The sequence below is a fragment of the Salinigranum halophilum genome (assembly GCF_007004735.1).
In the GTDB taxonomy this organism is placed as follows: Archaea; Halobacteriota; Halobacteria; order Halobacteriales; family Haloferacaceae; genus Salinigranum; species Salinigranum halophilum.
The window spans coordinates 330,242-351,489 of record NZ_SSNL01000003.1; the positions used below are offsets into that span (position 1 = coordinate 330,242).

At 69.1% G+C, this 21,248-nt stretch carries 20 protein-coding genes; 5 read left to right on the forward strand and 15 right to left on the reverse strand.

The features are described from left to right. Positions 1-4: 4 nt before the first annotated feature. Positions 5-1,756 (reverse strand): ABC transporter substrate-binding protein, encoded by a 1,752-nt coding sequence (locus E6N53_RS06250; RefSeq protein ID WP_201741087.1) that lies wholly within the window; start codon positions 1,754-1,756, stop codon positions 5-7. Between the two features lie 156 nt (positions 1,757-1,912). Continuing rightward, on the reverse strand, positions 1,913-4,324 hold the full coding sequence (locus tag E6N53_RS06255) for an ABC transporter ATP-binding protein (RefSeq protein ID WP_142857778.1): 2,412 nt from the start codon (positions 4,322-4,324) through the stop codon (positions 1,913-1,915). A 97-nt stretch (positions 4,325-4,421) separates the two neighbouring features. Between E6N53_RS06255 and E6N53_RS06260 the strand changes: the two genes are divergently transcribed. Next, positions 4,422-4,946, forward strand: coding sequence for a DUF7529 family protein (locus E6N53_RS06260; protein ID WP_142857780.1), 525 nt, complete (start codon positions 4,422-4,424; stop codon positions 4,944-4,946). A 42-nt stretch (positions 4,947-4,988) separates the two neighbouring features. On the opposite strand, the gene E6N53_RS06265 is transcribed toward E6N53_RS06260, so the two are convergent. Next, positions 4,989-6,803, reverse strand: a complete 1,815-nt coding sequence (locus E6N53_RS06265) for a formate/nitrite transporter family protein (RefSeq protein WP_142857782.1) — start codon at positions 6,801-6,803, stop codon at positions 4,989-4,991. Positions 6,804-6,918: 115 nt separating this feature from the next. Here E6N53_RS06265 and E6N53_RS06270 point away from each other — a divergent pair, with 115 nt between their 5' ends. Next, a complete protein-coding gene (locus E6N53_RS06270; protein WP_142857784.1) occupies positions 6,919-7,284 on the forward strand; it encodes a hypothetical protein in 366 nt (121 codons plus the stop codon). A 55-nt stretch (positions 7,285-7,339) separates the two neighbouring features. On the opposite strand, the gene E6N53_RS06275 is transcribed toward E6N53_RS06270, so the two are convergent. Then, positions 7,340-8,116 (reverse strand): DUF5806 family protein, encoded by a 777-nt coding sequence (locus E6N53_RS06275; protein WP_142857786.1) that lies wholly within the window; start codon positions 8,114-8,116, stop codon positions 7,340-7,342. Positions 8,117-8,274: 158 nt separating this feature from the next. On the opposite strand from E6N53_RS06275, the gene E6N53_RS06280 reads away from it, so the two are divergent. After that, a complete protein-coding gene (locus E6N53_RS06280) occupies positions 8,275-9,594 on the forward strand; it encodes a M28 family metallopeptidase (protein WP_142857788.1) in 1,320 nt (439 codons plus the stop codon). On the opposite strand, the gene truA is transcribed toward E6N53_RS06280, so the two are convergent. Beyond that, positions 9,591-10,427 carry a tRNA pseudouridine(38-40) synthase TruA gene (gene truA / locus E6N53_RS06285; protein ID WP_142857790.1) on the reverse strand — a complete coding sequence of 279 codons (837 nt, stop codon included), beginning with the start codon at positions 10,425-10,427 and terminating at the stop codon, positions 9,591-9,593. The genes E6N53_RS06280 and truA overlap by 4 nt on opposite strands. Positions 10,428-10,693: 266 nt before the next feature. Between truA and E6N53_RS06290 the strand changes: the two genes are divergently transcribed. Next, positions 10,694-11,791, forward strand: coding sequence for an AI-2E family transporter (locus E6N53_RS06290; RefSeq protein ID WP_142857792.1), 1,098 nt, complete (start codon positions 10,694-10,696; stop codon positions 11,789-11,791). Positions 11,792-11,826: 35 nt separating this feature from the next. Here the strand turns inward: E6N53_RS06290 and E6N53_RS06295 are convergent, their stop codons facing one another. From E6N53_RS06295 to E6N53_RS06330, 8 genes are all read right to left on the reverse strand, one after another. Further along, complete coding sequence (locus E6N53_RS06295; RefSeq protein ID WP_142857794.1) at positions 11,827-12,306, reverse strand: universal stress protein; 480 nt, start codon at positions 12,304-12,306, stop codon at positions 11,827-11,829. A gap of 85 nt (positions 12,307-12,391) precedes the next feature. Next, complete coding sequence (gene hisS / locus E6N53_RS06300) at positions 12,392-13,690, reverse strand: histidine--tRNA ligase (RefSeq protein WP_142857796.1); 1,299 nt, start codon at positions 13,688-13,690, stop codon at positions 12,392-12,394. 61 nt (positions 13,691-13,751) lie between these two features. Continuing rightward, positions 13,752-14,954 carry a PQQ-binding-like beta-propeller repeat protein gene (locus tag E6N53_RS06305; protein WP_142857798.1) on the reverse strand — a complete coding sequence of 401 codons (1,203 nt, stop codon included), beginning with the start codon at positions 14,952-14,954 and terminating at the stop codon, positions 13,752-13,754. A gap of 56 nt (positions 14,955-15,010) precedes the next feature. After that, positions 15,011-15,910 (reverse strand): DMT family transporter, encoded by a 900-nt coding sequence (locus E6N53_RS06310; protein ID WP_142857800.1) that lies wholly within the window; start codon positions 15,908-15,910, stop codon positions 15,011-15,013. 61 nt (positions 15,911-15,971) lie between these two features. Beyond that, positions 15,972-16,565, reverse strand: coding sequence for a DUF7411 family protein (locus E6N53_RS06315; protein ID WP_136589632.1), 594 nt, complete (start codon positions 16,563-16,565; stop codon positions 15,972-15,974). Then, entirely contained in the window at positions 16,565-16,933 is a 369-nt protein-coding gene (locus tag E6N53_RS06320; RefSeq protein ID WP_136589631.1) for a DNA-binding protein, read from the reverse strand. The genes E6N53_RS06315 and E6N53_RS06320 overlap by 1 nt, the downstream gene beginning before the upstream one ends. Positions 16,934-17,019: 86 nt before the next feature. Continuing rightward, on the reverse strand, positions 17,020-17,475 hold the full coding sequence (locus tag E6N53_RS06325) for a 30S ribosomal protein S19e (protein WP_136589630.1): 456 nt from the start codon (positions 17,473-17,475) through the stop codon (positions 17,020-17,022). 80 nt (positions 17,476-17,555) lie between these two features. After that, on the reverse strand, positions 17,556-18,581 hold the full coding sequence (locus E6N53_RS06330; RefSeq protein ID WP_136589629.1) for a lysylphosphatidylglycerol synthase transmembrane domain-containing protein: 1,026 nt from the start codon (positions 18,579-18,581) through the stop codon (positions 17,556-17,558). Between the two features lie 119 nt (positions 18,582-18,700). Between E6N53_RS06330 and thiL the strand changes: the two genes are divergently transcribed. Next, positions 18,701-19,597 carry a thiamine-phosphate kinase gene (gene thiL, locus E6N53_RS06335; RefSeq protein ID WP_142857802.1) on the forward strand — a complete coding sequence of 299 codons (897 nt, stop codon included), beginning with the start codon at positions 18,701-18,703 and terminating at the stop codon, positions 19,595-19,597. Positions 19,598-19,695: 98 nt separating this feature from the next. Here the strand turns inward: thiL and E6N53_RS06340 are convergent, their stop codons facing one another. Both E6N53_RS06340 and E6N53_RS06345 read right to left on the reverse strand, forming a co-directional pair. Further along, positions 19,696-20,829 carry a site-2 protease family protein gene (locus tag E6N53_RS06340; protein WP_142857804.1) on the reverse strand — a complete coding sequence of 378 codons (1,134 nt, stop codon included), beginning with the start codon at positions 20,827-20,829 and terminating at the stop codon, positions 19,696-19,698. 131 nt (positions 20,830-20,960) lie between these two features. Next, complete coding sequence (locus E6N53_RS06345) at positions 20,961-21,221, reverse strand: DUF7123 family protein (protein ID WP_142857806.1); 261 nt, start codon at positions 21,219-21,221, stop codon at positions 20,961-20,963. Between the last annotated feature and the right edge of the window lie 27 nt (positions 21,222-21,248).

Consider the following 21,248-nt stretch of genomic DNA (forward strand, 5'->3'; position numbering starts at 1 on the left):
TTGTCTACTGGAGTCGGACCGTGTTCAGGAACGGGCCGCCGACGGAGCTGACCACGTAGCTGTCCTCGACGACGGCCTGGTTGACGCCGCGGAGCGTCTGTGCGTAGTCGATGAACACCCACGGGGCCTCGTCGTGTGCGATCTGGTTCGCCTCGACGTAGAGCTGTTCGCGGGTGGCCTCGTCGTAGCTGCGCTGGGCCTCTCGGACGCGGGACATGAACTCGGCGTTGGCCCACGCGGAGACGTTCAGCACGTTGTACCCCTCGGTGTCGAAGCTGACCCAGTCTTGCCCCTCGGGCACGGCGTCCATGGGGACCTGCGGGTCGAGCAGGACGTACAGGAAGTTGTCGGGGTCGGCGTTGTCGGTGTACCAGCCGAGGAAACACGCGTCGTGTCTGCCCTGGTCGGTGTAGCTGAGGTACGACGAGAACGTCGAGAACTGGTTGATGTTGACGCTGAGGCCGATCTCCTCGAGGTCGGATTTGACCTGGTTCGCCGTCTCGACCGGGCTGGGGTTGTAACCGCGGGGGTTCGAGAACGTCGCCAGTTCGAACTCGAAGCCGTCGCCGTAGCCGGCCTCCTCGAGGAGGCTCTGTGCCTCCTCCTTGTCGGTCGGGTACGGGTCGAGGTCTTCGTTGTAGCCGAGGACGTCCGGGGGGAGCGGCTGGTCGGCCTGCGTCGCGAAGCCCTGGTAGATGCTGTTGACGATGGCCTCCGTGTTGATCGCGTAGGAGATTGCCTGGCGGACCTGCCTGTTGCGGAACTCCTCTTTCCGCTCTTGGTTCATCGCCATGTAGCCGACGTTGATGCCGTTCTTCGACGCGAGCCGCGCCGAACCGGCGCTGTCGACCTGCTGAGAGGACTGCGAGTCGAGGTTGTCCGTGATGTGGGAGTTGCCGTTGATGACGTCCTGGACGCGCGTGGAGTTCTGACCGATGGTCTTGAACACGACCTGCTCGACGTTCGGGCCGTCGCCCCAGTAGTCGCCGTTACCCGAGAGGAGCACGCGCTGGTTCCCGTTGTCGAGTTGCTCGAAGGCGAACGCGCCGGTCCCCTGCGGGTTCGTCCCGAGCGCGACCTGGTCGTCGAGTGACTCGATCTGCTGTTGTGAGAGGATGGCCGCCGCGAACATCGCCAGGTTCCGCAGGAAGGGGGCGTACTGCTGGGTGAGTTCGATCTCCACCTCGTAATCGCCCGTCACGTTGACGCTGTCGACCCAGTTGCCGAAGGTGAAGGGGCCGTAGCCCGACCGGTTCGAGTCGCCGAGGTAGTACTCGTATTCGGAGTCGGTGAACCGCCGGATGGTCGCGCGGACGTCCTCGCCGGTGAACTCGGCACCGTTGTGGAACGTCACGCCCTCTCGGAGCGTCAGCGTCGCCGTCGTCTCCTCGAGGGAGTACTCCGTCGCCAGCCCCTGACGGAGCTGTCCGCCGCTGCCGGGCGTGAAGCCGACGAGCTGGTCGAACACCTGGTTCGTGACCTTCGCGACCTCACCGCTCGTGGTCTGCTGTGGGTCGTAGTTCTCGGGGTGGTCGCCGCGAGCGTACACGAGCGTCCCGCTCATGCTGCTGCCACTCCCGGACTCGGTGTCCTCGCTGCCGCCGTCGCCGCCGGAACCGCTGTCGGTTCCGGTGCTGTCGCCGCCGGTGCCGCCCTCGCCACCGTCGCCACCGCCGGAACAGCCCGCGAGCGTCGCGGCGAGCCCGGCACTGCCGGCAGTCTTGAGGAAAGTACGTCGATCTACATTGCGGGGCATAGACACAACTCCCGGGAGTCCACAGTAAAGTCTTGTGCTTACGGGTACAGCGTACTCCCGACTGATACGGAGCCGGACACGGGACCGCCGGCTCGACCCCGGCTCGACGTCGTCATCGCCGTCGTCGCCACGCCGCTTCCCGCCGCTTCCGCCCCGCTACAGGTGGCAGGCCGAGGGGTGTTTCTCGTCCGCCAGCGTCGGTGACTCCCGCTCGCAGACGCTCTCGAAGCGGTCGCGGAGCCGGTCCTCGGCGGTGTCGAAGTCGCCCGTGACGACTGCCTCGAGCGCGCTGTCGACGACCTCGCGGTTCGCGCCGGTGAGCCCGCCGTCCACGAACCGCTCGCGGAGGGTGTCGACGACGCGACCCTCCGCGCCGTTCGACGCTGCGACCTCTTCCCGCACGGCGTCGACGTCGATGGCCTCGTCGGCGACGCGCTCGCGGAGCGTCATGACGTCGCGATAGACCCCCTGGTCGATGTCGATATCCTCGGGCGGGATGACCTGTGGGCATCTGGTGCGGAAGTGACAGCCGGAGGGTGGGTCGATGGGCGAGGGGACGTCGCCCTCGAGGATGACCCGGTCCGTCTCGGCCGTGGGGTCCGGGACGGGAATCGCCGAGAGGAGCGCCTTCGTGTACGGGTGTCGCGGCTCAGCGAACAGTTCGTCCGTCGGTGCCGTCTCGACCACCTCGCCGAGGTACATCACGGCGATGCGGTCGCAGATGTGGCGGACGACGCTCAGGTCGTGGGCGATGAACAGGAACGTGAGGCCGAACTCCTCCTGGAGGTCCTCGAGGAGGTTGAGAATCTGTGCCTGCACGCTCACGTCCAGCGCCGAGACGGGTTCGTCACAGACGATGAAGTCGGGGTCGACCGCGAGCGCACGGGCGATGCCGACGCGCTGACGCTGTCCCCCTGACATCTCGTGGGGGTAGCGGTCGCGCTGGTCGGGGTCGAGACCGACCGCCTCCAGCAGTTCGGTCACCCGACGCTTCCGCTGGTTCCGCCGCGAGCCCTCCGCGGGCGCGTCCTCCGGAAGGTCGTGGATGGCGAGCGGTTCGGCGACGATCTGTTCGACGCTCATCCGGGGGTCGAGCGACGACATCGGGTCCTGGAATATCATCTGGAGGTCCCGCCGTCGCTCGCGGAGCTGCGCTTTCGAGAGCGTGGTCAGGTCCTCGCCCGCGAACAGCACTCGGCCCTCGGTGGCGTCCAGCAGTCGGAGGATGGTCCGGCCCGTCGTCGACTTGCCACAGCCGGACTCGCCCACCAGCCCCAGCGTCTCGCCCTCGTAGACGGTGAGGTCGACGCCGTCGACCGCCTTGACGCTCTCGCCGTCGAGACCGAGCCACTCGTCGAGGAGGCCCTCCGCCCGCGAGAAGTGCTTCTTCAGCCCTTCGACCTCGAGCATGGGCTCGCCCACCTGTCGGGTCCGCCCGGAGCTGAGGTCGCTCCCAGCGCCGTACTCGCTCTCGTCGAACGCGTCCAGCACGCACTTCGCCCGGTGGTCGACGTCGTCCCCGCCGTGTTGGAGATACGGGATGTCGCCCTCACGACACTCCGCCGTCGCCCACGGGCAGCGCGGCGCGAAGTGACATCCGGAAGGCATGTCGATGAGGTCTGGCACGTTCCCCTCGATGGGCGTGAGCCGGTCGCGGTCCTCGGTCGGGATGGACTCCAAAAGGGCGTAGGTGTACGGGTGTGACGGGTTGGCGAATATCTCCTCGACGGGGCCCTCCTCGACGATTTCGCCGGCGTACATCACGGCCACCCTGTCGCACGTCTCGGCGACGACGCCGAGGTCGTGGGTGATGAAGAGGACCGACATCCCCAGTTCGTCCTGGAGGTCGTTGATGAGGTCGAGGATCTGCGCCTGGATGGTGACGTCGAGCGCCGTCGTCGGCTCGTCGGCGACCAGGATGTTCGGGCGGCACGCGAGCGCGATGGCGATGAGGACCCGCTGGCGCATCCCACCGGAGAACTCGTGGGGGTACTCGTCGACCCGCGACGTCGGCTCCGGGATGCCGACCTCCGAGAGGACGTCGACGGTGCGGTCGACGACCTCCTGGTCGATGTCGGAGCCGAGTTTGGGGAGTATCTCGCGGACGGCATTGAGCCAGGTGTCCTTCTTGCGGCCGCCGTACTGGTGGAGTCGGAGGGACTCCGCGACCTGCTCGCCGACGGTGAGCGCCGGGTTCAGCGAGGTCATCGGGTCCTGGAAGATCATGCTCATCTCGCCACCCCGGACGGCACGGAGCGCCTCCTCGGGGGCGGCTGTGAGGTCGATGCGGTCGCCGTCGACGAAGCCGGGGTTCGTGTACCGCGTCCGGAACGTCTCGGCCAGCGACGACGACCGCAGCGTCACCTCACCCCCGACGACGCGACCGGGGTCGTCGACGAGGCCCATCGCGGACAGGGCGGTCACGCTCTTCCCGCTCCCGGACTCGCCGACGAGGCCGACGGTCTCGCCCTCGTCGATATCCAGGGAGACGCCGTCGACCGCTTTGACCTGGCCCCGCTCCGTCGAGAACTGCGTCCTGAGGTCGGACAGTGAGAGTACGGGGGACATACCTCTCATGTCCAGACCTCCACCCGAAATAGCTTTTGACTCTCGCTCACCGACAGAAACGAACGCCCTTTTGCCGCGGACGCTCGAACCGCCACGCATGGACGACCCTGGCCCGACAGACGTGGGCGGCGGCGAGGACCACCCGCTCGCCGGCGTCGTCGACCGCTGGGAGGCGGTCATCGACGACATGGAAGCGACGGCGACCGAGTACCGAGACGCGGGGTGGACTGTCGTCGAACTCCACCCCGGCGACGTCACGCCGCTGCCGCCCGTGCGGGGCGGCGACGCGCTCGACGACGACCGGGTCGGCCTCGACATCCTCGTCCCCGACGACGAGTTCGAGGCGGTCGAGGCGGAGGCCGAAGCGGTGTCGTTCGACAGCTACGAGGTCTACCGCGCACAGGCCGGGAGCATCGTCTTCGCCGTCACTGCCATCGAGGCCACCGCGGCGGAACTGGCGGTCCTCGTCCCCCTGTACTACCGCGCGGCGGACGCGGGAGAGATGGCCGCCCGCGCCACGGAACGCGGACGGCTCGACCTCTTCGTCCGGCCGCTCGCCGACGACCGGCGGGTCGTGTTCTCGCAGGAAGAGCCCGCGTTGTTGTTGCCGGCGACGGAGTGAGGTGACGGGGCGGCCGCTGCCGCCCGCAGCAGGCCGGACTCGCTACCCGAACAGGCGACGCAGAATACCGTAGCCGGTCGACCGCTCCGCGATGAGGACCGAACAGTCGACCTCCTCGACCACGCCGAGGTGGAGCGACCCGGTGACGAGCCGTGTGAACAGCCCGCGTTCCGTCGCCCCGATGACGAGCAGACTCTGGTCTCGCGCCTCGCGGGCGATGGCGGCCTCGACGTCCCCCGAGTCGTCGACGACCAGGTCGGCGTCGCCGAGTCCTCGCTCGGCCGCCCACTCGGCCAGGAACGTCTCGCCCGCTTCGCGCTCGTCGGCACCGTCGACGACGTGCAGGAGTGTCACCGCGGAGCCGACCGTCTGCTGGAGGCTCGCGACCACCTCGGCGCTCAGGTCGGCGTGTGGGCTTCGCGCGACGGGGAGCAGGACCCGTGACTCGTCGAGCGCCCGCTCCCGCAGGACGAGGAAGTCCGAGGGGAGCCGACTGGTCAGTTCGGTCAGGGGACGCTCCGTTCGGATGGCGCTCCACGGCTGGTTCTCGCCCCACCCGATGACCGTGAGGTCGGCGTCCTTCCGCCGGGCGATGTCGAACAGTTCGTCGAAGGAGCGGTGAGAGACGACAGTCGACGTCTCACAGCCCACGTCGTAGTCCCCGACGTGGTCGCGGACGCCCTGGAGGAGTTCGTTCGACTCGTCGACGATTCGACGCCGCTGGGTCCTGTCGTAGGCGCTCGCCCGTCGTTTGGGGACCTGAACGACGTGAACCACGTGGACGGTGGCGTCCTCGCGGGCGCTGGCAATCTGACAGGCCAGGTCGATGAGCGGCGACTCGGTCCGCGGGTTCGAGATGGGGACGAGCACTCGGTAGTCGCTCGACCGCTGGACCTCTGCCGAGGTGTCCACGAGCGGGACGTACGAGCGGCCGGCGAACCCGCCGAGCACCCACTCACGGAGCGACAGCTGCCGGGTCGACCCCTCGAACCGGGCCGATTCGAGCCGTGACTCCGTCGTCTGGAAGTAGTTGACGACGGTCACCAGTACGACCCCACCGACGGTGTTACCGAGAAGGACGGGGAGGACGAACTCCCTGAGCCCGACGAGAAGCGAGAGGTCGTTCTGGAAGACGAGATAGAGCATCTCGGTGAACGAGACGACGACGTGGAACAGCCCGCCGATAGGGATGGCGAGGAAGGCCAGGTAGACCACGACGATGCGCGACATGGTGTCTCTGGCGGCGTACCCAACCCAGACGACGCCGGCCACGATGAGCCCGGCGAAGGCGGCCTTCACGAAGAGGGTCCCCGGACTCGTCTCGATGCCTTTCTGGGCGAGGCTCAGCGCCGCTTCCGACCCCTCCGGTGAGAGGACGCCGCCGTAGGCGAGCGCCGCCGCGCCCAGCCCGCCGCCGGTGAAGTTCCCCGCGAGGACGACCAGCCAGTTTCGGAGCAGCGCGGGGATGCTCGCGAGCCGCTCCAGGGTCAGTGCCACCGGCGGGAGCGTGTTCTCGGTGTAGAGCTGGTAGCCGCCGATGATGATGTAGATGAAGCCGAGCGGATACAGCATCGCGCTCACGATCGTGTCCCCGCCGGTCGTCGCGGTCAGCGACGCGTACAGCAGGAAGGTGATGGTGATGGCGAAGCCGGCCGCGAGGGCGCTGAAGAACAGCTCGCGGCTGCCGGAGGTGATCTCTTCGTCCGCCGCCGCGACGATACGCTGGAATATCTCGTCGGACGTGAACCGGTCTCTGACCACGGAGCCCACGGCCGGCGCACCGCTCCGCGACTGTTCGACCGCCTCGCGGACGGTCTCGACGCCGTTCGCACCGTTCGAATCGTCCTGTGGGGGCAAGGATGTGTCTGTTCTGCATCGACCGAATAAAACACTTGGATTCCGGTCGACCCTCCGCCGCCGACTGCCATCCTCGACAGGTGCTTATTTCAGTCGCCTGAGCGTGACAGCTAGCATGGCTCGGACGAACCTCCGTGAGCGGCTCCCGCTGATACTCGTCGGGCTGCTGATCGTCCTCATGCCCGCGCTCGTGCTGGTCGCCACGCTCGAGGTGTTGTTCCTGTTCGGCGACGTCGACCTCGCGGACCTCTCCCTGCTCGAACTCGCCGAACTGTATCTCGTCGAGGTCGTCTTGCTGACGCTGTTCGCCGCCATCGTCTACCGGCTGACGCTCCGAACCGCGACCAGTCGGCTCCCCGACGCGCTCGACCGGCTCGACGACGAGACCGACGACCGCGAGGCACGCGACGGTGACGACGCGACTGGTGCTGGGGACGACGGCACAGAGCGTGCGGCGACCCGCGGCGACGACTCCGCGTAGCCGGGTTCGCTCGGCGGCCGTCGCGGACGGCTTCCGTGCGCTTCGTCGGGGCGGACTACTCGGGGACCGACTCCGCGAGGTCCTCCGCGCGGAGCTCCGAACTCGCCTCGCGCACCTCGCGCATGACGCTGGAGATGCGCTCTTCGGCCTCTAGCTCCTCGGCGACGGCGAGGTCGACTCCCTCGACCTCCAGGAGGAACTTCGCGATTTCGGACACCTCGTACATCAGTTCGTCGAGTTCCTCGGCGGTGAAGAAGCCGCACATCGCGCCGTACAGGAACGTCGCCCCCGACTTTCGGACCTTGTCGCGGAAGGCGTGTCGCGCCTGGTTGACCGCCTGCGGACTGTAGGTGTCTGTCATGAACGGGACCAGTTCGGGCAGGTTGTTCCCGATTTTCGTCATCTCGACCCCCGTCTCGGTGCGGAAGTCCGCACAGAGCCGTGCGATGGCCCACTCGCGGGCGGTGATGTACGTCCGCTCCCGGAGGAAGTCGTTGACGCGGTCGTACTGCGCACCGTCGACCTTCTTGAACCGCTCGTACTTGCGGACGTCGGCGGGCGGGCGCTCGTCCCCGTCGGCATCGCCGCCGTCTCCCGTGTTCGCGTCCCGCTCGGCGTCTCCCGCCGCGGCCTGCTGTGGGTCTTCTCCGTTCGTGTCCGCCGCGGCGACCCCCTCGTCCGTCTCGGCTCCCCCGGTCGCCGGACGTCCCCCGGCGGTCGCCGCTTCGTGGCCGTCTGCCGTGTCGTTCGCGTCGCTCTCGTCGGTGCCGACCGTCTCGGCTCCGTCGTCGCCCGTCCGCGACCGTGGTCCGTCGGCGGGGTCGTCGTTCATACCCCGCCGTACCCGTGGCCGGGCGAAAAGCGTGTCGGGGGCGTCAGACGCTCGTCCGCCGCGAAGCGGACACGTTCGTTGGCCAGTGGGAGGGACTCAGCACCCGACGCGGTCTTCCCGCCCGAGAGGATTATCACCCCGGCCTCCCAGTGCCGACCATGACGCCGAACCTCCCCGACCGGGTGGCCGCGGCCCTCGGCCGCGCCTGGGTCGACGACGAGGCCTGGGCCGTCGTGACCGAACTCAGCCGTCTCGACTCGCGACTGGGCGGGTCGGCGGGAGAGCGTGCGGCCGCGTCGGTCGTCGCCCGCGCCTTCGAGCGCAGCGGCGTCCACGACGTCTCGCTCGACTCGTTCCCGACGCAGACGTGGACCCGCGGCGAGAGCCGACTCGAACGTCTCGACTCCGGCCGGGCGTTCGACTGTCTCGCTCTCCCGTACTCCCCCACGGGTGACGTCGAGGCGGACCTCGTCGACGTCGGCCACGGGACCCCCCGTGAAATCAGGGCGGCCGGCGTCTCCGGTCGGGTCGCTGTCGCCTCGACCACCACCCCCGAGGGCGGGCGCTTCATCCACCGCATGGAGAAGTACGGCTGTGCCGTCGACGAGGGGGCGGTGGGGTTCGTCTTCGCCAACCACGTCCCGGGGCAACTCCCGCCGACGGGGAGCCTCCGGTTCGACCGTGAGGCCGAGATTCCCGCTGTCGGCGTCTCCCAAGAGACGGGCGCGTGGCTGACCGACCCGGTCGAGGCGGCCTCCGCCCGCGTTCGGCTCGCCGTCGAGGCGACGACCGAAGCCGGCGAGAGCCAGAACGTCGTCGGGACGCTCGGGCCGGCGAGCGAGGACGAACTCCTCCTGCTCGCCCACTACGACGCCCACGACGTCGGCGAGGGGGCGCTCGACAACGCCTGTGGGGTCGCCGTCGTCGTCGCCGCCTGCCGAATCCTCGCCGAGATGGACCTCTCACGACGCGTGCGCGTCGCGGCTGTCGGCTGTGAGGAGACGGGGCTCGTCGGCTCCGAACACCTCGCGTCGACACTCGACCCCGCGGCCGTCGTCAACGTCGACGGTGCCGGGCGGTTCCGCGACCTCGTGGCCATGACGCACACGTCGGACGCGACGCAGGCAGTCGCCGAGACGGTGAGCGACCGGTCGGGCCACCCCAGCCGCGTGAAGCCCCGACCACACCCGTTCAGCGACCAGTGGCCGTTCGTCCGCCGCGGCGTTCCGGCGCTCCAACTCCACTCCGACAGCGGCGAGCGCGGGCGTGGCTGGGGACACACGGCGGCGGACACCCGCGACAAGGTCGACCCACGGGTCCTCCGCGACCACGCGATGCTGACGGCGCTGCTCGTGCACGAACTCGCCGGGCGCGACCCGCCGCGGCTGGACGTCGACACGCTCCAGCGCCGCTTCCGTACCGCCGATTTCGAACCGGGGATGCGCGCGGCCGGGCTGTGGCCCGACGAGTGGGACTAGTCCGCCGAGCGCAGGCCGTCGCGAATCCGGCCGGCGACGCGTGCCCGTATCCGCCCGTCGAGCGCTCGCTCTTCGAACAGCGTTCGCGAGCGTTCGGCGGCCTCGCGGTCGACGGTGAACGCGAGGTCCGCGTACGCCACGTCGGTCAGGACGAGCACTTCGGCCGCGGCCGGGGGGACTCCCTCTTCACCCGGGACCGTCCCCGGGACGAGGATGCGCTCGACGGCCGACAGCGGCGCGCCCTCTCCGACGGCGTGGACGAGCGAGACGACCCGCCGAACCTGCTGGCGGACGAAGCCCGACGACGAGAGCGTGAAGACGAGGAAGTCGCCGTCACGGGTGAGCGACCCCTCGAGCGTCCGGACCGTCCCCTCCTCGTCCGGCGTCAGGTTGTGGAAGTCGTGCTCGCCGCAGAGGCGTGCGAGTGCGGCCGCGGCCCGGCCGTCGTCGACGGCGGGCGCGTACAGGTCGTACGTGTACTCGCGTCTGACGGCGTCGTGCGTCGCGTGGAAGTCCTCGGGCGCGTCGGCGCGTGCCCACGCTCGCACGTCGGCGGGGAGTCGGCTGTTCAGCGCCGCGGGCGAGCACCACTCCGGGCACCGGAAGCCGACGGTCTGCGCCAGCGCCGACACGCCCGCGTCGGTCCGACCGGCGGCCGCATATCCCGGCGGGAGCGCTCCCTCGTCGGCCAGCCCGAGCGCCCGAACCGCGTCGAGGAGGGCGTCCTCGACGGTCGGAACCGTCGGCTGCCGCTGGAACCCGTAGTAGGGACGACCGTCGTAGGCGACGCGGAACGCACGTCGTCGCTCGCCCCGCTCGGTGGCCCCGCTCATCGCCGACGTCTCTCCTGCGGTGCGGTGTCCGCTCCGTCCTCGGCCATCGGTGCCTGGTGGCTGTTCACTCAGCCGGCACTTCAAACCGCATCTCCGGCCTCGACCGCGTCACCGGACGGCGAGGTGGTGTGTCGACCCGTCCCGGTCGTCAGCGGCCGGGTCGACACTCTCCGGCGTGTCACGGTCGAGTCACGCCCGACGACGGGCTTCTCATCTCTTGTACTCACGTCCGCAGATTTATCCCCTGCACAGGTCTGTGGGCGCGTATGGACGAGAAACGACTCGTCGTCGCCCTGTTCGGTCTCCTCGTCGCCGTCGTCGTCGGCGCCCTCGCCTTCCAGTTCATCGCACCGCTGACCGTGTCGGTGTTCCTCTACTACTCGACGCGGCGGTTCTACACGTCGCTTCGTCGGCTCCGCGTTCCCGCCCGCGTCCGCGCCGTCGTCGTCATGTCGGCGCTCGCGGTCCCGCTGCTCCTCGTCGTGAGTTACGCCACGGTTCTGCTCGCCGTCGAGGCTCGGCAGTTCGTCATGGAGTACGCGCTGCTCGACGTCGCCGCGACGCACGTCGACTGGTTCGGAGAGATGGAGTCTCTCCCCGACCTGACGGTCTCGGGCCTCTACGAGGCGTACCAGGCCGGACAGCTCTCGCCGATGGTCGACTTCCTCGGAAACCACGCGGCCCTGCTGACCACGGTCATCTCGAACTTCTTCCTCAACCTCTTCATCACCATCATCGTCACCTACTACCTCCTCCTGGACGGCTACCGTATCCGCGAGTGGCTGCTGCGGTTCGACGACGATGCCATCATCCGCGAGTATCTCGAAGCCGTCGACCGCGAACTCGAGGCGGTGCTGTTCGGGAACCTGCTGAACGTGCTCGCCATCTCGCTCATCGCCATCGCCGCGTTCTCGGGGTACAACGCCGTCGCCCCCGCGGGCGCGGAGGTCCCGTATCCGGCGTTGGCCGGCGTGTTGACCGGGGCTGCGAGCCTGATTCCCGTCGTCGGCATGAAGGTGGTGTACCTCCCGTTGACGGGCATCACCGCGCTCCCGCTCGTCCTCGGCGGGGACTCGTCGCTCCTGGTGTACGTCCTCGGCTTCCTCGTCGTCGCGGTGGTCGTGGTCGACACCATCCCCGACCTGGTGCTCCGTCCCATCCTGAGCGGGAAGAACACACACGTCGGACTCCTCATGCTCGCGTACACGCTCGGCCCGGTCGTGCTCGGCTTCTACGGGCTCTTCTTCGCACCGATCGTGCTGGTCGTCGGGTTGACGTTCGCCCACACGGCGCTGCCACGACTCCTCGGCGCGGCGGAACCCGACGGGCTCTCGCCGAACCAGATGCGCCTCGACGACTTCTGAACGACGGCGCTCGTGTGTCGCTTCGGGGCCCGTCGTCAGGCGGCGTCGTCTTCGCTCTCGCTCTCGCCCTCGTCGGCGTCGATGTCGGCGTCCTCGCTCCGAACCGTGAGGACGGGGACGTCGCTGGTCCTGACGACGCGCTCGGTGACGCTCCCCAGGAGGAACCGCGAGACACCGTGGCGGCCGTGGGTCCCCATCACGATGAGGTCGACGCCGTGTTCCGTGGCGTACTCGAGGATGACCTCGTGGGGGTGCCCGTGGGCCACCGCCGTCTCGCAGTCGACGCCGGCTTCCGCGGCCATGGTCGCGACCTCCGAGACGAGCGTCTCGCCCTCCGTCTCGAACCCCTCGACGACCACGTCGGAGTCGATGCGGGCCGCACGGAGCGCCTCGTCGTCGACGACGTAGACGACGTGGAGGGTCGCGTCGTACGCGGACGCGAGACCGACCGCGTGGTCCCGGGCGGCCTCGCTCGGGCCGCTCCCGTCCGTCGGAAGGAGTATGGTGTCGTACATGTGAGCGAAGACGCCGGGAGGGATGTTAAACGCCCCGGCGGTTCTCTCACCGTGAGGTGAACGCCGCCTCGGAGGCCCGGCCGAGTCAGGCGAAGTCGTCGTACGTCGGCGCGTCGCGTTCGCCGGGGAACTCGTCGACGGGCGCGGTCGTCTGCTCGCCCGACTCCATCTCCTTCAGCGTCACCTCGTCGTTCTCGAGGTCCTGCTCGCCGACGATGACGACCGTCCGCGCGTTGATGCCGTCGGCGTACGACAGCTGCGACCCGAACCCTCTGTCGGAGAGGTCGGTCTCGACGACGTGGCCGCGCGAACGGAGGTCACGCGCGATGCGGGCGGCGACTTCTCGCGTGTCGCCGACGGTGAGGACGTAGTAGTCCGTCGAGAGCTCCTCGGCGGGCCACACGCCGGCACGCTCACAGAGCAACTGCAGGGTCGCGTCGCCGAGCGCCACCCCGACGGCGGGCGTCGGCTGGCCGCCGAACGACTCGATGAGGTCGTCGTAGCGGCCGCCGCCGAAGACGGCACGGGACACCTCGCCGGTGGTGTCGAAACACTCGAAGACGACGCCGGTGTAGTAGTCCAGCCCCCGCGCCGTCTCCAGCGAGAGGGTGCAGTGTTCGCGCACGCCGAAGTCCTCCGTCGCGGCGAGGACGGCCCGGAGGTTCTCGACCGCCGCTTCGACCCGCTCGGTCCCGGCGAAGTCGACGAGGGCGTCGAGGTCGCCGCTCGAGAGGAGGTCGTCGAACTCGCGGGCCTGGTCGTACGAGAGGCCGGCGTCGTGCAGGAGGTCGTAGTACTCGTTCCGTTCGACCTTCGCGGACTTGTCGACCGCCCGGATGGCGTCGCGGACGTCGACGCCTTCTCCCATCGACTCGAGGAGGCCACCGAGGATGTCGCGGTGGGAGACGCGGAACTCGAACTCGCCCGCCGAGAGACCGAGGTTCGTGAGCGCGTCGGCCGCGAACGCGAGCACCTCGGCGTCGGCGTCCGGCTCGGACGAGCCGAAGACGTCGACGTTCGTCTGATAGAACTCGCGGAACCGGCCCTGCTGGACCTGCTCGTAGCGCCAGAAGGGGCGCGTCGACACCCACTTGATGGGTTTCGACAGCTCCTGACCCCTCGCGACGACCATCCGGGCGACGGTCGGCGTGAGCTCGGGCGTCAGCGCGACGTCCCGTCCGCCCTTGTCCTCGAAGGTGTACAGCTCGTCGACGATCTCCTCGCCGCTCTTGTCGACGTACATCTGCACGCGCTCCAGCGCCGGCGTCCCCACCTCGCGGAAGCCGTAGCGCGCCGCGGTGTCCTCGACGGCGTCGAGCACCTCCCGCCGGGCGGTCATCTCCTCGGGGTAGAAGTCACGAAACCCCTTCAGTCGGTCGTACATGCGCGTCGGTTCTTCGCTCGCGCGCTTGAAGCTGTTGAAGCCGGTCTTCCCCGCTCCCGTGTCACGCCCCGTCGGTATCGACAGCCCGGACCCACCACTCGCTGGAGACGAACAGCGTCCCCCGCGAGCGGACGGCCCCGGTCACGAGGTGGTGGTCGGGCACCCAGCCACACTGGTTCTCGTACTGCGGGTCGACTACCCTGACGCGCCCCGCTCTCCGCCCGTCGTCGGTCAGCCGATGCAGGTGACCGGACTGGTCGACGACGGACACGCCCGACCCGTCGATTTCCCCGGCCGCCACGCCGCCGACGCGGACGCCGGCGTCGTACGTCCAGCGGGCCGGCCACGTCGTCAGGTCAGAGAGGGGCGTCACCGGCAGCGCGACCACCCGCCCCGACTCACCGCCGACGTAGAGGGTGTCATCGCCACACGTGACGGTGCTCACCTCCCGGACGACCTCCTTCGTCCGCCGCATCGTCCCGTCCGGAACGTCGACGTGCACGGCGGTCCCGTCGTCGGTGACGAGTGTCAGAGATTCGGCGCTGGTGACTACCGGCCGGTAGCTGAGCCCGCCTGAGAGACTGAACTCCCAGCGCACGTCGCCGGTCTCCGGGTCGAACCCGCGGAGGATGCCGTCTTCGGACCCGGCGACGACGGTGTCTGCGACCCGGACCGGGCCTGCGGACACGGGGGTCGTCACCTCGGTCGCCCACTGCTCTATCCCCTCTCGCGCGTCCAGCGCGACCAGCCGGTGGGTGAACTCATCGGGGTCTCCCGGGTCCGCGTTCGGACTCTCCGAGTGCGAGATTCCCACGTACACGCGTCCGTCGGCGACCAGCGGCCGACCCCACGCCCCGCCGCCGTACTCCTCGACGCCGCCGGCGTCGTAGGTCCACTCGACCCGTCCGGTCTGCAGATCGAGTGATAACACCGTGTCACGGCCCGTCCCGACGTAGACAGCGCCGCCGCCGACGGTGGGGTGTCCGAACCCGCCGCCCTCGACGACTGTCGCCCACCGGGCCTGGCCGCCGCCGGGTGTCAGCAGGCCGATGCGGAACCGTGACGCTCCGGTGACGGTGTGGCCCTCGGCGACGAGGACGCCCTCGTCCGTCGGAACGACGGGGGCCCAGTGGTGTCCGCGGAACGTCCAGTACGGGTCGAACACGGGCCGGCAGTGGGGCCGTTCCGCGACGTACCACCCGGCGCCGAGCACGCCGGTGAGCGCGCCGGTGCGGAGGAGCGTTCTGCGGGACCACTCGGGCATCGTCTCGACCCCGTCACAGGAGCGACATCAGTCTTGTGACCGCGGACCGAAGCGTTCTACACCGCGATGAGGCCGACGCCGCAGACCGCGAGTCCGGCGGCGACCAGCCTGGTGGCGAAGGCCCGCTCGCGGAGGACGATTCCGCCCAGCACCACCGCGACGATGGCCTGGGTGTTGATGATGGGCGAGGCGATGCTCGCGGGCGCCTGCTGGAAGGCGAGCGAGGTGACGTGTTCGCCGACCGCCACGCCCGCCCCCGCGACGGCGAACTTGAGCAGGTCGCCCCGGACGGGGGTCCACTCGCGAAACGCGAGCGGGAGCACGACCACGAGCACTCCGAGGAGGACGGTGGGGACCCACAGTTCGGGCTGGATGCGCAGCTCCTGCAACGCGAGCCGTTTACCGACGTCGCTGACGGCGTAACACACGGCACTCACGAGGGCGAGTTGGGCGGGCCGAGCCGTCGCGGCCTTGCGGAGCGGGTCCAGCAGGCTCCCGCGCCGGTAGTTGGCGACGTACACCGCGAGCGTGGCGACGACGACGCCGACGACCTGCAGCGGGGTCAGCCGCTGGCTCAACACCAGCACCTCGATGGGCAGGACGAAGACGGGGACGACTTTGTTGATGGGGGCGACGTACGACACCTCGCCCACGTCGAGCGCGCGGAGGAACAACAAGAAGGCGGCCGCCGTCGTCAGGACCGTGCCGACGACGATGCCGACCTCGACCGCGCCGAACGACGACGCCACCGGCAGTCCAGCCGCTCGGACCCGCGGCACCGCGACCGGCAGGTACCACGCGACGGCGGCGGCGTTGACGACGACGGTCAAAACCGTCCCAGGGTAGTCCGAGAAGTACCGCTTCAGGACGAAGATGTACGTCCCCCAGACGAACGCGGCGGCGAGGGCGTAGCCGACGCCGGGCGAGAGCGAGAGGGAGTGGGGACCGAGGACCATCGAACGGTGCCTCACCCGGGAACGAAAAAGCCGTTCGGATTCGCGCCGTCGTGTGCCCTCGCTACTCCCGCAGGCCACGGACGCGCGTCTGGGTGTGTTCGGGGAACACCGCGCCGACGGCACCGGGACCGTGTCGCTCGGCGAGGAGCACGCGCAGTTCCGACTCGTAGTCCGCCTTCTTCACCTCGTCGCTCGGCCCGGACTCGACCTCGAGGCGGCGCTCGACGAGGCGGTCGATGGCCCGACGACCGAAGCCCGACAGGGGCGAGAGGTAGTCGACGTCGTGGCGGTCCTCGAGCGACTGCGCCTGTGCCCGCGAGACCGTCGGCACGCGGTCGTCCCGGCGGGTCCCGTCGGCGATGGCGGTCACGTCGAGTTCCGCAACCCGTTCGAGCGCGTGCGCGTGAACCTGCTGGATGCCGTGTCGCGGGAAGCCGTCGCTGTGCATCCGGTCGACCGCCTCCCCCGCGACCGCCCTGTCGAGTTCGACGCGCTCGAAGCCGTACCCGAGCGTCTCCGCGGCGTCTCGGGCGTGACACCAGTCGTCGGTCACGCCGAACCAGCCGGTCACGAGCGTCACGTCGTAGAACGAATCGAGCAGTAGCGCCGCCAGCGTCGAGTCTTTTCCCCCGCTGTACAACAGCGCCAGGTCCATCACCGGCGGCGGATGTTGAAGCTCTTGGAGTCGGGCTGCATCTCCTTCAGGAGGCTCTTCATCTGCTCTTCGTCGATGCGGTTCTGGAGGCGGCCGCTCTGGGCGAGCGCCACCAGCTGTCGTTCGACCTGCTCGGCGAAGTCGGGTTTGGACATCTGCACCGCGTTGAGTCGCTGGCGGGCCCCGTCGGTGAGGTGTTTCTGGAGCATCGCCTTCTTCTGGGCTTCCGCACGCTCCTGTGCAGCCTGCTGTGCCTCCTCGTTGGCGGCACCGCCCGCTCCCCCCTGCTGCTGCTGTTGCTCTCGGAGTTCCTGCATCTTCTTCTCGCGGAGCTCTTCGAGCCTGTCGTCGTCCGGAGTGCCACTCATACGCACGTCTTCGCGGTTACGACAAAAAACGGTTACGGACCCTCACGAGAGGGATTCCGTCGGTGGGTCGGCGACACCAGACCGTCTCAGGCGTAGCGCTCGAGTTCGGGGCGGTCGAGCGATTCGAGGACCTCGCCCGCGATGGAGTCGAGGAAGCTCTGTCCCTCGGGGGTGATGCGGCGTCCCTCGCCCTTGACCGTCGTCACCAGCTCCTCCTCTTCGAGCTGCTGGAGGATGGTGCGGATGATCTTCTTCGAGCCGTTCGACTTGCCGGCCTTCGCGACCTTGTAGCGGGTGGAGCCACGCTTCTTCCCGCCGTACTCCGTCGAGAGTCGGTCGATGCCCTTCGGGCCGTCCATGGCCAGCTTTCGCAGGAGCGACGCGGCACGCACGTACCAGAAGTCGTCCTGCTGTGGGGGCAGTTCCCGGCCCGAGCCGGTCTTCGTGAAGTTCGCCCAGGCGGGCTGCTCGATTCGCTCTTCGAGCGCGTCGGCGACCGCCTCGATGAGGTCGTCCGCCGGGACGTCATAGAGGGTTACCATGCGCGGTACTTCCCGAGGATGGCGTTTAAACCCATCGTATCACACCGACTGCGTGCGGGCTTCTCACACGTGCTCCGTCCTCAGAAGCGGCTCCCGACGCCCGTCGTCCCGAGGACCGTTCCACCGAGCACGACCGGCGTCCAGTAGACGAACCCGCGGAAGAGGATGACCCCGGCCGTCGCGATTTTGAATCCGACGGCGGGCGAGGCCGCGGCGATGAGGACGGCGAGTGTCCACTCGATGCCCCCGGCCCCACCGGGGAGCGGCGTCACGCCCGCGATCGCGCCGATGGGCACGACGAACAGCGCGATGGAGAGGGCGATGGGCTCCCCGATGGCGACGAAGGCGAACCAGAGTGCGACCATCTGGAGCCCCCACCCGAGCGAGGAGAGCGCGAGTGCCACGGCCAACTTCCGGGGGTTGGCGGCGACCCGCTCGATGGCGCGGAAGAAGCCCGTGATGCGGCGTTCGAGCCCCTCGGCCGTCGGTACGGGAACGCGCGGGACGACGCGGGCGATGGCGCGGATGAACGGGACGAGCGCCTCGACCACGCGGTGTTCGAGGCTGTACCGGCGGGTCCAGCCCACGTAGACGAGCGACGGGACGACGATGGCGAGCAGGCCGACGGCACCGATGGCGACCTCGACCCGGCGGCCGAGGGTCACCTCCGTCGCGTAGTAACCCGCCCCGATGAGCGCGATGGTGATGGAGGGGACGAAGTTGAGCGTGTCGACGCTCGCGATGGCGGCCAGTCCCGTCTCGTACTCGGCGTCCGTCGAGCGGTTGATGAGGAGGGCCGTCACCGGCTCCCCCCCGGCCTGTCCGAACGGTGTGATGTTGTTCGAGAACATCGCGCCGCTGAACACGAGGAACGACCGCGTCCGCGAGAGCTCCACGCCGAGGACGCCGAGCACCGTCCGGAGCGCGCCAGACCACGCGGCGAGCCACCCGAGCGTCGCGAGGAGCACGAGGCCGACGTAGCGGAGGTCGGCGCTCGTCACCTGTGCGACGAGGTCGTCGACGCCCGCGGTGTAGAACAGCACGGCGAAGATGGCGAGGGTCGCCGCGAATCCGACGAGTGTCGCGCGGAGGTTCTCGCGGGCCATATCGGCGGGTGGCAGAGCGAGTGCATTAACCCACCGGAACGGGATTTTCTCCGCGCACTGCGGCGGGACGCGTCGGAAGAAGGGAACCTTTTCACCGGCGGCCGACGACCGAATCGAGCATGGACGAGCGGACCGCCCTCCGGGTACTCGCCGACGCGCTTCCCGCCGCCGGGGACGACGCCGCCGTGGTCGACGACCTCGTCGTCACCACGGATATGCTCCACGAGACGACGGACTTCCCCGCGGGGACGACGCGCTACACCGCCGGCTGGCGCGCCGTCGGCGCGTCCCTCTCGGACGTGGCAGCGATGGGCGTGCCGGCGCTCGCGGCCGTCGCCGCTTACGCCGCACCGCGATTCGACGAGGCCGAACTGGCCGACTTCCTCCGCGGTGCGCGCGACGTCTCCGCGCTCGTCGGTGCCGAGTACGTCGGCGGCGACCTCGACCACCACGAGGAGTTCACCCTCGCCACGACGGCTATCGGTCGTCAGGGCGACCACGCCCCCGTCCGCCGCTCGGGCGCGACACCGGGGGACGTCGTCTGCGTGACCGGCACGCTGGGTCGGACCGCCGCGGCCATCCACGCGTTCGAGGCTGGCGACGTCGACTCCGGGAACGACCTCTTCCAGTTCACGCCGCGGGTCCGCGCGGGTGAACGTCTCGCCGCGCACGCGACCGCGATGATGGACTCCAGCGACGGCCTCGCTCGGTCGCTCCACCAGCTCGCAGAGGCCTCCGACTGCGGGTTCGCCGTCGAGGCGGACCGCGTTCCGCTCGCGACCGAGCTGACGTCGCTGGTAGACCCCTCGTCGGCGTGGGACCGTGGTGTCCACTTCGGCGAGGACTTCGAACTCGTCTGTACCCTCCCCGCGTCGGCCGTCGCCGACGCAACCGCGGCGCTGGCCGACTGCGACACCACCCTCTCGCAGGTCGGCCGCGTCGTCGACGCCGACTCGGGCATTACCGTCGACGGCGAACCGCTTTCGGACCGCGGATACACTCACGGTAGCGAGTAGGGCAAACCGAACGGCTGCGCGCGGTTAACGAGCGATTATCCCCGTCGGCCGGGCCGATTCAGTGTCGAGTCACGCGGCGGGTCATCGCGCCCCGCGGGTCAGACGCCGATTATCTGAATCGGAACGAGGAGGAAACAGAGCGCGCCGAGCGCGAACGTGACGACGCCGACGAGCTGTCGACGGCGGTCGAGTGGGGTCTCGTCGATCGGGTCCGCCGGTCCGTTGTAGGCGATGAAGGTCGCGAACAGCCCCCAGAACGCCCAGAGCCCGACGGACTCGTTGAGGCCGAGGCCGCGTCCGTAGTGGAGGTATCCGGCGAGTCCGAACAGTGCGAGCGGCACCACGGCGGCGACGGTCTCCTGTCGCTCGCCGAGCATCGCGCGGAGCATGTGGCCCCCGTCTAACTGCCCCACGGGCAGGAGGTTGAGGACGGTGAAGAACATCCCGACCCAGCCACCGATGATGACCGGGTGGACGGTCTTCGCCGGGTCGGTGTAGCTCGTGGGTTGGCCGATAGCGGTGGCGATGAGGTCCAGGAGCGGGGGGTTGTTGAACACGATGACCTCGCCGCTCTGTTCGAGCACCCTCGGCGGGACGGTCAGGGGGTTCAGCGAGAGGCCGACGGCCGTGACGACGACCGTCGCGGCGAGGCCGGCGAGCGGGCCGGCGACGCCGATGTCGAACAGCGTCCGGCGGTCGGGCATCTGCCCGCGCATCCGGATGATAGCCCCCAGGGTCCCGAACGGGAAGATGAACGGGATGAGATACGGCAAGGAGACGTCGACGCCGTGGTAGCGGCCGAGGACGTAGTGGCCGAGTTCGTGTGCCGAGAGCACGCCGAGGACGGCGACGGTGAAGGGCCACGCCTGCAGTACGGCGAGGGGGTTCTGCTGAATCTGCGCCAGCGGCACGTAGTACCAGGTGACGCTCCCGACGAACAGCGTCGAGAGCACCGTGGCGACGAACAGCCCGAGGTTCTTCCACGGGACGCCCTCCGGCCCGTTCGAGACCGGTTCGGCGACGACCACGTCCTCGTGCCCGGAACGCGTCGTCGTGAGGTGGGCCTCGTACCCCGCTTCGCGGAAGGCGGGCCACACCTCCTCGATGAGGGCCTCCTGCGGGACGAGCGCCTCGCCATAAAAGAGGAGCCGCTCCCCGTCGCGGTACGTCTCGCGGAGGTGAAAGACGGACTGGAGGGCCTCTCGTGGCGCGTCCGACTCGACCGAATCCATCACTCGCGGTAGGGGGGACGGAGCTATAAATCCTGTCCGACACCGGTGTGACTGTTCGGTCGAAAAACAACCGCAAAAGCGGGGGACCGCGGGGATTCGTCAGGGGTTCGGGGAACTCGGGGTCGCTCGTCTCAGGCCGTGAGCGCCTCGCGGCGCTCGATGCGCCACGTGGTCGCGGACGTGTACGACCACTTCTCGATCTCGAGCTCCGACGCGGAGTCACGGAGCTTGACCATCAGGGCGCCGATTTCCTTGGGCGACAGCCCGACGTCGTCCGCGATGAACTTGCTCTTGAAGTACATCTCGCCGTCCTGTGCCTTCTCGACGAGGTACTGCTTCAGGCGTTCTTCTTTCGAGCTGCCGTCGGTGGAGGGGGATACGGTTGCGCTCATTGTGTTGACCTCGCTTCTCCGATGGCC